This window comes from Natrialba sp. PRR66 (assembly GCF_034808065.1).
Taxonomy (GTDB): Archaea; Halobacteriota; Halobacteria; order Halobacteriales; family Natrialbaceae; genus Natrialba; species Natrialba aegyptia.
This window is the reverse complement of sequence record NZ_JAXHGN010000004.1, coordinates 540190-554091: the sequence shown is the minus strand read 5'-3', so window position 1 is coordinate 554091 and position 13902 is coordinate 540190. Positions and strand designations below refer to the sequence as shown.

General features: G+C 54.7%; 12 protein-coding genes and 2 pseudogenes. 8 read left to right on the top strand and 6 right to left on the bottom strand.

What is annotated here, in order from left to right:
• Positions 1 to 154 precede the first annotated feature (154 nt).
• Positions 155 to 703 carry an Lrp/AsnC family transcriptional regulator gene (locus tag SM755_RS16590; RefSeq protein WP_323173638.1) on the top strand — a complete coding sequence of 183 codons (549 nt, stop codon included), beginning with the start codon at positions 155 to 157 and terminating at the stop codon, positions 701 to 703.
• Between the two features lie 224 nt (positions 704 to 927).
• Here SM755_RS16590 and SM755_RS16585 read toward each other — a convergent pair whose 3' ends face one another.
• A complete protein-coding gene (locus tag SM755_RS16585) occupies positions 928 to 1260 on the bottom strand; it encodes a cupin domain-containing protein (RefSeq protein ID WP_323173637.1) in 333 nt (110 codons plus the stop codon).
• A gap of 184 nt (positions 1261 to 1444) precedes the next feature.
• Here SM755_RS16585 and SM755_RS16580 point away from each other — a divergent pair, with 184 nt between their 5' ends.
• The 4 genes and pseudogenes from SM755_RS16580 (at position 1445) to SM755_RS16565 (ending at position 7259) form a co-directional block, all read left to right on the top strand.
• Positions 1445 to 3478, top strand: a complete 2034-nt coding sequence (locus tag SM755_RS16580) for a hydantoinase/oxoprolinase family protein (protein WP_323173636.1) — start codon at positions 1445 to 1447, stop codon at positions 3476 to 3478.
• Positions 3479 to 5281 (top strand): hydantoinase B/oxoprolinase family protein, encoded by a 1803-nt coding sequence (locus SM755_RS16575; protein ID WP_323173635.1) that lies wholly within the window; start codon positions 3479 to 3481, stop codon positions 5279 to 5281.
• A gap of 252 nt (positions 5282 to 5533) precedes the next feature.
• Positions 5534 to 5815: pseudogene (locus tag SM755_RS16570) on the top strand (IS5/IS1182 family transposase); the annotation flags it as partial.
• Between the two features lie 382 nt (positions 5816 to 6197).
• Complete coding sequence (locus SM755_RS16565; RefSeq protein ID WP_323173634.1) at positions 6198 to 7259, top strand: zinc-dependent alcohol dehydrogenase family protein; 1062 nt, start codon at positions 6198 to 6200, stop codon at positions 7257 to 7259.
• Between the two features lie 114 nt (positions 7260 to 7373).
• On the opposite strand, the pseudogene SM755_RS16560 reads toward SM755_RS16565, so the two are convergent.
• A pseudogene (locus SM755_RS16560) lies at positions 7374 to 7516 on the bottom strand (IS5/IS1182 family transposase); the annotation flags it as partial.
• A gap of 262 nt (positions 7517 to 7778) precedes the next feature.
• On the opposite strand from SM755_RS16560, the gene SM755_RS16555 reads away from it, so the two are divergent.
• Positions 7779 to 8408: a hypothetical protein gene (locus tag SM755_RS16555; RefSeq protein WP_323173633.1), complete on the top strand. Its 630-nt coding sequence runs from the start codon at positions 7779 to 7781 to the stop codon at positions 8406 to 8408.
• 174 nt (positions 8409 to 8582) lie between these two features.
• Here SM755_RS16555 and SM755_RS16550 read toward each other — a convergent pair whose 3' ends face one another.
• Positions 8583 to 9530, bottom strand: coding sequence for an NAD(P)-dependent oxidoreductase (locus tag SM755_RS16550; protein WP_323173632.1), 948 nt, complete (start codon positions 9528 to 9530; stop codon positions 8583 to 8585).
• Positions 9531 to 9674: 144 nt separating this feature from the next.
• Between SM755_RS16550 and SM755_RS16545 the strand changes: the two genes are divergently transcribed.
• Positions 9675 to 10271, top strand: a complete 597-nt coding sequence (locus SM755_RS16545) for a helix-turn-helix domain-containing protein (RefSeq protein WP_323173631.1) — start codon at positions 9675 to 9677, stop codon at positions 10269 to 10271.
• A 143-nt stretch (positions 10272 to 10414) separates the two neighbouring features.
• Here the strand turns inward: SM755_RS16545 and SM755_RS16540 are convergent, their stop codons facing one another.
• Together SM755_RS16540 and SM755_RS16535 are read right to left on the bottom strand one after the other, a co-directional pair.
• Positions 10415 to 10774: a hypothetical protein gene (locus tag SM755_RS16540; protein WP_323173630.1), complete on the bottom strand. Its 360-nt coding sequence runs from the start codon at positions 10772 to 10774 to the stop codon at positions 10415 to 10417.
• A 100-nt stretch (positions 10775 to 10874) separates the two neighbouring features.
• Positions 10875 to 11678: an SDR family oxidoreductase gene (locus SM755_RS16535; protein WP_323173629.1), complete on the bottom strand. Its 804-nt coding sequence runs from the start codon at positions 11676 to 11678 to the stop codon at positions 10875 to 10877.
• Positions 11679 to 11780: 102 nt separating this feature from the next.
• Here SM755_RS16535 and SM755_RS16530 point away from each other — a divergent pair, with 102 nt between their 5' ends.
• The gene (locus SM755_RS16530; protein ID WP_323173628.1) at positions 11781 to 12437 is read left to right on the top strand and encodes a helix-turn-helix domain-containing protein; all 657 of its coding nucleotides are present in this window, start codon (positions 11781 to 11783) and stop codon (positions 12435 to 12437) included.
• A gap of 156 nt (positions 12438 to 12593) precedes the next feature.
• On the opposite strand, the gene SM755_RS16525 is transcribed toward SM755_RS16530, so the two are convergent.
• The gene (locus SM755_RS16525; protein ID WP_323173627.1) at positions 12594 to 13820 is read right to left on the bottom strand and encodes an MFS transporter; all 1227 of its coding nucleotides are present in this window, start codon (positions 13818 to 13820) and stop codon (positions 12594 to 12596) included.
• Positions 13821 to 13902: the final 82 nt, after the last annotated feature.

Sequence of the window (13902 nt, the reverse complement as noted above, 5' to 3'; positions counted from 1 at the left end):
TCGTCGGAACTAGGGGGAGTTGAAGTGGAAAATCAGATTTTCTACATCCAAAATCTCCCGATTCACTTCCCTAGTTCTGACGGTTAAAGTCTCCGCAGTTATGCGATTCACCAGAGTCGGACGGTTTATTACGTGTATGTCACTAGCACGTACTATGGCAGACGCTTCGAACGGGGAAACCGGGACCGAGGAGCCCTTCGATGGCGATACGATCGACGGTCTACTCTCCGATCACCTCGACGATCTCGACTACGAGATTTACCGGATTCTGAACGAAAACGGTCGGATATCGGACACCGAACTCGGGGAGCGGGTCGGACTCTCGCGGACGGCGGTTCGCCGCCGTCGGAAACAGCTCCAAGAGGACGATATCATAAAGGTAATCGGCGTTCTGGTGCTCCAAGAGGCCGATCTAAACTACGCGGATGTGCGAGTAACGATCACATCGAATGCGACCAGAGAAGCGGTCGACGAATTCATCGACTATCTCGTTGATCAGGAACTCGTCTACGAGGTCGACGAGTACCTCGGTACCTACGATATTCTGGTTCGCATCTGGCACGCTTCGCTGCAAGATATCAAAACGTACACCGACCGACTGATGCAACACGAGGCTGTCGAAGATTACGACGTGGCCCCGGTGAGTCAAACGTACAAGGCCTGGCACAGCGTGATCGACGAATCGTCAGAGTTGCCAGAATAAGTCCCAAATTTCGGATTCGTTGATGGCGAATACCGATTTGTCGACGTGACTGGTGTCTTGGGGAACGAGCAAGACACGGAACGAAGACTCCCGATATTCCGGAAACATATCACAGCTTTATGACAGCGCACGGCATTGCCGAAGACGGTCCATTCGGGGGTAGACCCGCGTAGAAACGGGGACCGGCGTCGGACTTGAAACAGATCCACCGAAACGCCGACGCGTTACAACTCCCCGAGAACGGCGTATACGAGTCTCACCGGCTCGTCTCCAGTGTTTTCGCTGTAATGGTCCGTACCTGCCGGAATGACAGTCATCGTTTCCGGACCGATCGTCGTCCGATCACCGGAGACGACGAGATCGATTTCCCCAGACAGTACGATCGAGGTTTCGTCCCCATCATGGCGCGTTGTTCCCGTTTCCGGTACGCGTTCACCCGGATCGATAACGTAACTCCCGACCTCCGCCTGCGGATCAACACTCTCGAACAGCGAAAGCGGACTATCTCGGCTCTCGTCCCATCGGTCCGCGAGCCGGTGCACGGTTACATCGCTCATAGGTCGTCCGACGTTCCGAATCGAGTAAACGTTTCGGGTATAACAAACGACGATAAATTCATACTATTGAGTTTTATTATCCGTTTTGTCGACTATAGTATCCGAAACGTTCAAAATTACCAATGTGTGACATAAACTATATTACGTACGCCACCCTCGGTCTCGTATTGAGAGGAGATACCACGTGACAGAACGACTTGCAGTCGACATTGGCGGCACTTTCGTCGACGCGATTTTCTTCAATCGTGAAATGGGGGAAATCTCTGTCGAGAAGGCATCCACGACGCCGGACGAACCGGAATCGGGCGTCCTTACATCGATCGAGAAAGTCGGGGCGAACCTCCGGAACGCGGAAGCGTTTGTTCACGGCACGACGCTCGGACTGAACGCAGTCCTCGAACGGGACGGCGCGACCACGGGCATCATCACGAACGACGGGTTCAGGGATGTCTACGAGATCGGGCGCACAAATACCGAACGAGAGTCGATGTACGACATCCGGTACCAGAAGCCGGAGTCGCTCGTCGCTCGCCGACGGCGCGTCGGCGTTCCCGGTCGGTTGAACGCTGACGGCGAGGAGGTCGAACCGCTCGACGAGGACGCAGTTAGGGACGCCGCAGCGTATCTCGTCGAGGAGCGGGACGTCGATGGTATCGCCGTCTGTTTTCTGCACTCTTACCGGAACCCCGATCACGAGCGCCAGGCGGCGGAAATCGTCCGCGATGCCTACCCAGACGTCAGCGTCTCCATCTCGAGCGCGATCACCCGCGAGTACCGCGAGTACGAGCGGACGAGCACGGCGGTGATGGACGCGTACATCAAACCGATCTTCGAGACCTACATCAAGAACCTCGACGCTGCGCTCGCTGACCGGGGCTTCGACGCACCGTTTTTCGTCACGCGATCCGGCGGCGGGACGCTGACCGCCGAGAGCGCGACCGACGCGCCGGTACACACCATTCTCTCGGGGCCCGCAGGCGGTCTCATCGGCGCCTCCCACGTCGGTCGCGAGACCGGACGCGAGAACCTGATCACCGTCGACATGGGCGGAACGAGCCTCGATGCCTGCGTCATCGAAGACGGCATGCCCGCCGTCAAGTACGACTCTCGGCTCGAACACCAGCCGCTGATGATCCCGGTCTACGACATACGGACGATCGGCGCGGGCGGCGGATCGATCGCCTGGCTGGATGGCGAGCTGCTCAAGGTCGGTCCGCGGAGCGCGGGAGCAGATCCCGGTCCCGTCGCATACGGCCGCGGCGGAACCGAGCCGACGGTCACCGATGCGGCCGTCGCGCTCGGCTACATCGATCCTGACGATTTCCTCGGTGGGGAGATGGAACTCGACGCGGCCGGCGCTCGGGAGTCGATCGAGGAGGCGCTCGCCGACCCGCTCGACTCGAGCGTTACGGACGTCTCTCGCGGGGTTTTCGACGTCGCTCTCGCGAACACGGTCGGGGCGATCCGCGAGATCACCATCGAGAAGGGACTCGATCCGCGGGAGTTCTCGATGATGGCATTCGGCGGTGCAGGACCGATGTTCGTCCCGCTTTTGGCACGGGAGATGGGCGTCGACGAGGTCGTCGTCCCAGAGGCGCCGTCGGTCTTCTCCGCGATGGGGATGCTGATGGCCGACGTCGTCTACGACTTCGCGCGGACGAACATTGCGGCACTTTCCGATCTCGAGCTGTTGGACGTCGAAACAACCTTTGAGGAGTTGGACGCCGAGGCGATCGAGACGCTCACGGCGGAAGGGTTTGAGGAACGCGAGATCGACCTCGAGCACACCCTCGAGATGCGCTATCTCGGACAAGAGCACACCGTCGAAGTGGACGCGAACAGTATCGCGTCGATCGACGAGGTCAGCGATCGCTTCGAACGCAAGCACGAGGACCGCTACGGCCACGCGATGGACGATCCGCCGGAGGTCGTCCACCAGCGAGTCCGGGCGATCGGTCGCAATGATAAACCCCCGCTCGAGAGGGAAGAGCCAGTCGACGCGTCGTACGAGCCGGTCGAGACCCGCGACGCGTACTGTTTCGCCGTCGGCGAACGAACCGCGTTCGACGTATACGATCGCGGTGACCTCCGTCCGGGCGCATCGATCAACGGGCCAGCAGTCGTCCGCGAACCAACCACGACGATCGTCTTCCACTCGGATCAGACGGCGACCGTCGACGAATACGGTCAACTCGTCATCAGCAGAGGTGAGGCGTAGATGAACGATTCGAACGCAACGAACGGAACCGACGACATCGACGCGGCCACGGTCGAAGTAGTTCGAAACTACCTCACGTCGGCCGCGACGGAGATGCAACGTACACTGATCAGGACCGCCTACAACACGATCATCTACGAGATTCTGGACTTCGGAATCTCGCTGTACGATCGTGACCGCAATCTGATCGCTGACTCGCCGGGCCTAGCGCTGTTCCTCGGCGCGAACGACTACGCCTTAGAAAAGGTCGTCGACCACGTCGGCGAGGAGAACATGAACCCGGGCGACGTCATCCTGATGAACTACCCGTACTGGAGTTCGACCCACACCCTCGACGTGGGCGTGTTCGCGCCGATCTTTCGGGAGGGGCCGGACGTTCCCCCCGAGGAGAACGAACTCATCGGCTACGCCGCAACGAGAGCTCACTGGCTTGATCTCGGCGCGAAGGACGAGGGATACGTCCTCGACTCGACCGACGTCCATCAGGAGGGCATGATCTTCCCCGGAACGAAGGTCCACAAGGAGGGCGAACCAGACGAGGAGATCCTCGATCTGATCCGGTTCAACTCCCGTATTCCGGACAAGGTCCTGGGAGACCTCAACGCACAGATCGCAGCGATCAGAACGGGGAAGCGCCGTCTGCGGGAGCTACACGGGAAATACGGCGGCGAGACCGTCGAGGCTTGTATCGAGCGAGTCCAGAATCACGGCGAACGGACCGCTCGCGAAGCGGTTCGCGAACTCCCGGACGGGACGTGGTCCGCGGTCGATTACGCCGACGGGACGACCGGCGACGGGATCCGGATCGAGGTCGAGGTGACCATCGACGGCGACGAGTTCCACGTCGACTTCTCCGGGTCGTCAGAGCAGGTCGACGAACCGTTGAACATCCCGCGAGGGATGACCGAAACCGTCTGTAAGCTCTGTTTCAAAGCGATTACGACCCCCGAGGAGACGTCGAATGCGGGACAGTACGCGCCGCTGTCGCTGCACGCGCCCGAAGGGAGCCTATTCAACGCGACCTATCCCGCACCGACGTTCACGATCTGGACCGGCATCATCAGCGTCGACGTGGTCTTCAAGGCCCTGGCGAAGGCAATGCCCGAGCGGATTCCTGCCAGTTCCGGCGGGGATATCCCCGACATAATGCTGTTCGGCCAAGACCCCGAAACGGGGCGCCAGTTCGTCGAAGCCAACAACGACGCGGTCGGCTGGGGAGCGACTGACGATCACGACGGCGCGAGCGCGATCATGCACCTCACCGAAACGATGGTCCAAAACATCCCTGTTGAGGTGTTCGAGAACAAAGCCCCGGTCGCGTTCGACGAACTCTCCCTCCGACAGGACTCTGGCGGGCCGGGCGAACACCGCGGCGGGCTGGGTCTCCGGCGCGACTACCGTGTCGAGGGTCCGGTCGGCGCGCTGTCGATCATCCAGAAGACCCGGGAAACCGGCTGGGGGATCGACGGGGGAGATCCCGGTGCGAAAAACGGCGTCGTCCTCGATTTGCACGACAACGCTGACGATCGGGTCCAAGTCCTCGTCGACAATACCGACATCTACGACGACGAGATGTGGGTCGGGATGTTCCGCGGGACGTTCCGCAAAGGCGAAGTGATCTCCAATCGCACCGGGGGCGGCGGCGGATACGGTAATCCCTCCGATCGTGATCCTGAAGCGGTCCGCGAGGACGTGATCGACGGATACGTCTCCCGGGAAGCCGCCCGCGAGGAGTACGATGTCGCGCTCACCGAGGACGACGAAATCGATTGCGAGGAAACCGACCGTCTCAGATCGAACTAAGGGCGGCGCGAGGAAGCAACTCACCATGACCGACGTGACTGCCATCCGGGGCCAGCTCGAACGAACCTGAACGTGCTGTCGAACCGGGATATCGATGCCATCGTCTGCTTCCCAAGTTCGAATATGCACTACCTCGCGGGATTCGCCGCGGCCACCAACAGCACTACGATTCTAGGGCTGTGTTGAATCACTAGACGGCGTCGGGGAAGGTCAGTAAACCGAAGGAGTTGAAGCGGGAAAATTTGGTTGTCCATGACGCAAATATCCCGCTTCACCGAGCGTTGTGTCTCGATTGCTCAAAGAGTTACGGGTGAACGAGGCGAATTCGCCGCCCCGCAGGGTGGCGGCGGATTCGCCGACTATGCCCTTGTTTCGCTGCATTGTCTCCGAATTTACCTCGATACGTCCTATCGAATGACGATCGATCTGCTGAAGGAAATGCCACAAATAACAGGGGAGATCGGCCTCAAAGCAGCCGATCTCCCCGCACCCTCCACGCTGTGTAAGGCGTTTGATCGGATCGAGAGTTCCGTGAAATCGCCGTGATGTGTGTCGTCTACAACATCAAACGCGCTGTCAAACAGTGAATTCCACCGCCTTACAGCGATTCAACAAAGCCGATATATCCACAAGCGGTGAGGCAGAATGAGTGGAATATATGGATCTTTTGAAATCTATATCACCTTGGCGTTTTCCTGTTGAAACAACCGTTCAGAAGATGTGCCTACTGAGCGGTTGACTCAGTTGCACCCCACTGAACTCAGTTCTGGTGTCTACATCGTACGTATTGAGTGAATCAGTCTTACCTCCTGCGACAGGTCCTTTGCTAACTCGTGAGAGGTCTGTGAAAACCAATCTCTATGTACCGAAATTACGGAGCCTAACCGTTAAGCCGTCAGCACGAATCGGGCCTGATATGAACGCACTCGTTCTTGAGGAATACGGTGAGCCACTCGTTCTCGAATCGGTCAACGCTCCGGAGCCTGCCGCTCACGGGGCTGTCGTCGAAGTCGAGGCCTGCGGTATCTGCCGGAGCGACTGGCATGCCTGGCAGGGCCACGGCGAGTGGGCAGACGATCAAGTGTCACGCGGCCAAATTCTCGGCCATGAACCCGCTGGAAAGGTCGTCGACATTGGCGAACAGGTAAATGAGATGTCGGTCGGCGACCGTGTTGCCGTCCCCTTCAACCTTGGCGACGGGACTTGCCCACAGTGTCGCAACGGACATGGGAACGTCTGCGACGACGGTTATGCTCTCGGCTTCGAGGCCGACGCCCCCGGGGCGTTCGCCGAACAGGTCCACGTCCCACACGCCGACTTCAACGCCGTCGTACTCCCCGATAACATCTCGGCCGACGACGTGGCGGCACTGGGCTGTCGCTACACCACTGCCTTTCACGCGCTCGTACACCGAGCGACGGTCGGAGGCGGCGACTGGGTGGCCATCCACGGCTGTGGCGGTCTCGGCCTCGCTGGCGTGCAGATTGCCGGGGCACTCGGAGCCAGCGTCGTCGCCGTCGATGTGCGCGAGGAACCACTCTCGATGGCCAGCAACTTGGGAGCAGACGTGACTGTCAATGCGAGCGTAATCGACGACGTGCCGAGGAGCATCCAAGGCCAGACCAACGGCGGCGCCGACGTGTCGGTCGATGCCCTTGGACGAGCAGAGACTTGCCGGAACAGCATTGAGTGCCTCACAACGAGAGGAAGCCACGTTCAAGTTGGCCTGACGACAGAGGCCGAAAAGGGTGAGGTGTCGCTACCTGTCGACTCGATGACCCGCTGGGACGTTGACTTCCTCGGATCGCGCGGGATGCCCTCCTCACGCTACGACGAACTGTTGACGATGATTGCTGCAGGTCACCTTGACCCCGGTGCACTGGTCACGAACCGCGTCTCGTTGACGGAGGTTTCCGACCGGCTAGCGGCCATGAGTAGCTACGAGACAAGCGGTATCGAGGTCGTGACTGAGTTTTAAACTCCTCATATAGGTAACCGTGGACGCAGTCTGAAAGATATGTATGGATCTGCATGTCATCACTGAACCGAAGTTGGAGCATCGCTGACCATAGAGATCGGTTCCAACTGAGGTTTCGATGAGTTCGTTAAGAAGTGTCTGATAGGTCGTGTTCTTCCGGACTTGAGGCGAAGCAAGACGATGTGCTGGTGACGTATGTAGCGCCATTTCGAGGACTTTGAGGAGTAACGAGCAACGGCTTGCCGGGCCAAGTGTATCGCTTGCTTGACGAACCGGAGTAACCGCGACTTCGAGAGGGTCCGCGTTCGTTCCCACTACTGATTGACCCTGTAACTCTCTGTGGATTTCGATAGACCTGTTCATCTCTACTCATAGAACACACCAAATCTCCTTTTGTCCGTAGTAGACACCACTTTGTCCGCAGTAATTTGCTAACCGTCAGAAATAGCCACTTCCAATTCAGTAAGATTCATAAACAGTAAGTTAGATAAGACAAGTCAAGCAGATTATCTGATTGGGATGGGGGATAGAGATACTGAAACACAGGGCAGCCAGGAGGATCCTGATCTAGCTTATTCTGAAGTCGAACCAGAACAGGAGACGGAACAGCAGCCACATCTCCCAGAAACTGGAGAGTATGAGATCGAATCGCTTCGATTTATTTGTTCTGAGTCTCGGGATGTCATTGACCACCAAATAGATGATCTTGACGATATTGACGATAAAGCGCTGCGGACAGTTCGGATTACCATGGTGGTATTCGGGCTCTTGGTAGCTGCGGCGCAGATTGAAGGTTCAGATCCGATTTTTAATAGAATAACTGTCCTTGGCGGTGGTCTGCTGTTACTATCTATAATTGCCGGTGCTGGAACCTATTCTGCCTCCGATTTACACTTGGGGCCTGGTCCGAACTATCTTATAGATGTGGTTTCGAAAGCAAACACGGAGAAAAAGGAGCGAGTTGAGGCATTGGGAAGTTATGCATATTGGATGTATGAAAACGAGCGCATTGTCCGTCGAAACGGTACATATCTAATCATCACTCAGCTACTTTTGGTTCTTGGGTTACTGTGCTTAGCGTACGGAGCATTTACTGGCGTAACTGATGAGAACCTTTATGAGTTTATGGCAGGAATGATAGTCATATGAGGCAGAAAAATCGTCCACCTCAAACACGTCGTGCGACGATGAGCCAACGGGGATACAAGGGACCAAAATTCCTTGCTAAATTCCTTTCACCGAAACCGGACGACGAATAGCTAGATTATAGCTCTCGTTTTTGCACGGTCTTGTTTAGACGAGGTGAGTCACCCAGATTCATTGTTATTCTGTGTCGAGGAGGAATCCTTCCGATGTCCATGCGTCCACAACCTGAGTAAGCCCTTCTCGGCAGGTTGGATACGTGGGTTCCCAGCCAATCTCAGTCCGAAACTTGTCATTCGATGTTGGCCACGCGTTCGTTAGCAACTCCGCAGTAATGTCACCCATCGCTTCGTAGGCTGTTTCCTTCGAAATTTGTCCTGGGGAGGATGCGTCAAGCCGTTCTGCAAGGATCGAGATATACTCAGCGTCGCTCATCGGTTCATTATCGACCACATGCCACAAACCATTTTGAGGAGCCTCCGCAGTGGCGATGAACGCTCTCGCTGCATCGTCTGCGTGAAGAAACGAGAGTAGAGTGTTCTCTGAGTCTTCGATGATCGGTCGTTCATCACGAATGAGACCTTCTCCGTCAGCCCGCGTAAAATAGGAATCCGGCGCGTAGAAGTTTCCACACCGGAGAACCGATACATCGAAGCCATACTGCTCGCCGGCTTCGACTGCAATCTCTTCAGCGTCGAGCGCAGATTGTGTCCAAGATACTGGATTGGGTTCCGAACTCTCATCATATGCACTTCCATCGGGTTGGCGAGCCACATACACGACGCTTTGTTGGAGATACTGATCAGCACCAACTTCGACTGCAGCTCTCGTAAGCGCCTCGGCTCCTTCCGTCCGAACCCGATCATTGAGTTCCCACGCTTCGGGAGTGGGTGAGTCGGTTGGTATCGCCGTTGCAGCATGGATGATAGTGTCAGCTCCCTCCGCGGCTCGGAGTATCGAATCCTCATCAAACAGGTCACCGCGCCGAGGTTCACCGCCACGCGCTTCGACGATTTCATCACCGGTAGCATCCCGTGTGAGTCCGATAACGGTGTGTCCGCGTTCACCGAATTCGGTGATAAGTCGTCGACCAAGCACGCCCGTCGATCCTGCGATGAATACTCGCATGGCAATTGGTGATTGGCTCCTCGCCGTTGTAGCGCTGCTGCCAGAGTTCAACGGGGGATTTAAAAGGACCAAGGGGACATCTATATTATGAAACATCTACGTCTGACGATCAAAGCGGGCGGTGGCCAAAATGAGAGTACTTCGATGTTCCAAGAGCTCTCTAAGGCTCCATATCTCGACCGAGTAGTCGGTCTCCATTTGAACGCCTCGGATAACCATCTTGGGCTGCTAATCTATATTGAGGGCGATATCGACGCCTTTCGAAACCAGATACAGCAGAAGCCGGAAGTTCTGGACTTTGAGATCATGGTAACCGACGACGGCTGCTTTTACACGTACTTTCAGACCGAGTTAAACGAGGTATCAAAGCAGCTTTTCGCAACCCTCACCCGTGGAAGCCTGCTGATGGTTCCCCCGTACAACTACGGTGATGGCTCTGTAACAATCTCGTTGTTCGGGCCGACTGACGAGGTACAGGAAGCTGTCGCAAAGGTTCCTGCCCCATTCGAGGTGACGATCAATGAAGTGAGTGGTATGGAGGCGACACCAGGCTTGACGGAGCCGTTACTCTCTGACCGACAGCACGACGCTCTTGAGGCTGCAAAAGACATCGGGTACTATGATCTCCCTCGTCAAGGGACCTACGAGGATATCGCAGCACGAATCGGTTGTGCGCCGAGCACGGCAGCCGAGCATTTGCGAAAGGCTGAGTCGAAAATCATACGAGCCAATCGTCGGTAGCGAATTCTAATCCCAAAGAGCCACTATGAATGATATATTAATCTAGCTGATCCCTGACGCATTTGGTATTGTATTATGATATTAAAATATATAAAACACCTTATATTTCTAGTATATAAATGAATTATAGTAATACTCCAGATTTAGTTATGCTGGACATACTCACAAAGCGTCCCGTCAGGGTGTTTCACAAGCATGTTCCATCCGGTTGGAACCGATTTTGGCTCTTCAACGATTGTCGCTCCATGGGATGAGAGGAATTCTCGACAGTTCTCGAGTTCATCAACGAGTATCGTTGCTTGAGTGTCTAGAAACGGTTCCAGTCGTTCCTCTGAACCCGCTATTAATAGGACTGAGCCGATCTGAGCGAGTTCGAGACCCATTTCTTCATAGGCGAATTTGATCTCTGGTTCTTGATTAAATAACTCCTGATAAAACGCAATCGTCGATTCAAATTTGGCTGGCTCCAAATACACACGCGTCAGCACGTTCAGGATTTCCATGTACGTATATCGAAATAGGTGGGGAAAATGGTTTTTGAAAGAGAATAGGTATGCACTGCAATCTATCCGTTTTGGGGTGGTCAGTAGATAATACACCCACTCACTGTGCGGTGTATCCTCCATCAACGAGGAGAGATTGGCCGGTGACGAATGAGGACTGTTCCGAAGACAGCCAGACGATCGCATCTGCGACTTCTTCGGGAGTTCCGACTCGTCCAAGAGGATGGGATGGCCCAAACGTTTCCTGAACTGCTTTCGAACCTCCCAGCCGATCTCGATTCATTGGTGTATCGACCGCACCGGGACTCACCGCATTCACACGGATACCTTGATCGGCGACTTCTAGAGCTGCTGCACGGGTCAATCCCACAACACCGTGTTTGGCGGCGACGTAGAGCGAGAACTCTTCGAAACCAACATGCCCGAAGTCCGATGCAGTATTGACAATCGTGCCCCCACTCTCGTGCAACAGCGGAATTTCGTGCTTCATTGACAGCCACACGCCCTTGAGATTCACTCCCATTGTGTACTCCCAATCATCCTCAGTCCGTTCGGCGAGTGGTCCTGGTACTCCAACATTTCCGGCATTGTTGACTGCATGGTCGAGTCTGCCATATGTGCTGATCGCATGATCAACCATTTGTTTGACATCATCCTCCCGAGTAACATCGGTTTTGACGAACGTTGCTGATCCACCGGAGTCCTCGATGAGTCGGACGGTTTTGTCGCCCTCTGTGGTTGTCCGACCTGCGACAACGACGTTTGCGCCCTGTTGACCAAATGCGACAGCAGTCTTACGTCCGATTCCGGAACTGCCGCCTGTGATGAGAGCAACTGTGTTATCGAACTGGTTAGTACCGGTCATTTCTGAATCTCGATGTTGGGATTCGTTCTGTGAAACCATTACAATGAAAAGTAGACTGCTATGGAGTGTGAATTAATTCGTGCGCATATTCACCCTTTTAAGTGAATAGAACAATATCATAGGTACATGCCTCGTGTGCGGATGAAAATCAATCAGTCAGCCACAGACAGCTGGCTCGCCAAACTATCTGTCAAATTCTCTGACGCAGAATTCAGGGTACAAACAACCAATTGTATAGGCGAAAATTTATATGGGGTTGTCGAAGTAATGACGTCAGAAACTGACGCGATCGTTGGACGCTTCGAGCAAGCATCTGCCGTAAATTCGTACGAGATACTACATGCAGACCAACAACGTCTCCTGATTCAGTATGTGATTCCAGTACCAGAATCATATCATGTGACCCGTGCTTCAGATAATCTCCTCCATTTTCCGATGATCCTCCGAAATGGGTGGATCGCCACGGAGACGATGGCCACCCACCAACAACTATCCAGGTTTCTAGACAAGTTAGCGGCAGCTGACATCCCCTATCAGATTCTATCCTTGGAACAATCATACGATTCGACTCAGTTGCTTACTGAACGTCAGCAGGAGTTTATTAGTGAAGCAATCAAGTATGGATACTACGACAGTCCTCGTGATTGTACGCTTACTGAACTCGCTGAGATATTCGACATCAACTCCTCAGCAGCAAGCGGGATACTCCATCGGGCTGAAAGCAGAATTGTTAAACAATTTATGATGGATACGGGTGTAGAAGTGACTAGAAGGAAATCAGAACAAATATCTACATAAATTATATTGAGGAGCTTCTAGTCAAGCGATTCTGTTGTAAAGCAGTTTTCAGCGCCTCTATTCGGCACATCTAACAAAACAGTCACCGCATTGATGTAAGTGACGTTAGTAAAAAGAGATAATCGAACTACGTTAGTGACAGAGTCTAACTCCTATTCAATCAGACGGAGATCGGTTTGCAGGCTGGCTCGTCACCCAATCCTGCCAAGAAAAGAGTAGGAAAACAGCACCAAGACCGATCATCAATATGCCACCAACTTGGAACGTTAGTCGGAGACCCAGCCACGCGCTCAGCGGTGAACTCACAAACGGAGATAGAAACTGACCAAGGAAGATTGAACTTGTCAAACATCCAACTGCACGCCCGCGTACGTCTTCCGGAATATCTGACGCAATCCACGCGTTCAGGTTCGGCTGCAGAAGACCGATCCCAGCCCCACTTACAAACAACCCACCCATAATACCCCAAATCGTCTGGCCCAGACTAATGATAACGAAGCCAGCACCCATAAGCCCGAACATGAGCGCGACGATCGAACTGACATTGAGTCGCGAGCGAAGACGAGAGTACTGAACCGAGATCAGGCCCGAAAACAACGCTTCTGCAGCGAGTACAAGTGCAACGAGAAGATTTCCCGCTCCCAATACGTGATTGAGGTAGAACGGTATCTCGATTGGCAATGTAAAGAAGACGATCATCCCGATGAGGGCAATCAGATAGATCAGCATAATCTTTCCGAGTGGCAACCGTCGAAGGGGTTGTCGAATCGAGTCATCATCTCCACGATGTCCGGTGTGATGATCTCCCGGGTCGGGTTCGTATAGCACGGCTGCAATCAACGGGACTAGCGCGAGTGCAGTGGAGTACAGTAAAAATGGAGTGCGCCAGTTGATGCTTGCTAGCACACCACCGAACAAAAAGAACAGAGAGCCACCGAAGATGCTGGTTCCGGATTGCCAGCCGAAAACGGTGTCCCGACGGTCTTTATCGGGGAAATAATCAGCAATGAGCGTTGTCGCTGCGACAAACACCCCGGCAGCACCGAGTCCGAGCAATGCACGAGACACAAGCAGTGTCGGAATCGTGTTTAAGATGAACCCAGCACCACCACTGATGCCGTACAGAGTCGTACTCATGCCCAGGACGGGTTTGCGGCCAATTCGGTCGATGAGTGCGCCAAGAATCGGCGCCCCGATCGCAACAAACAATGATGGAAACACGTAGACGAGTCGAATCCAGAAGGCAGCGTTTTCGACGTCGACGAAATGGTCCTGGATCGCTGGCAGTGCTGGCGAAAGGGCTGTATCAACCATAATAGTGAGCGTACTCGCGACGAGCAGCGTCCCGATTACCAGTCGACTATTTGTATTCTTCTTTGACATCACTGTGCTGCTCCTCGTGTATTCTCAATTGTGGGTTCGTTGTGAACGGGGAATCCTCCTCTAACTGTGTTTTCCGAAATAG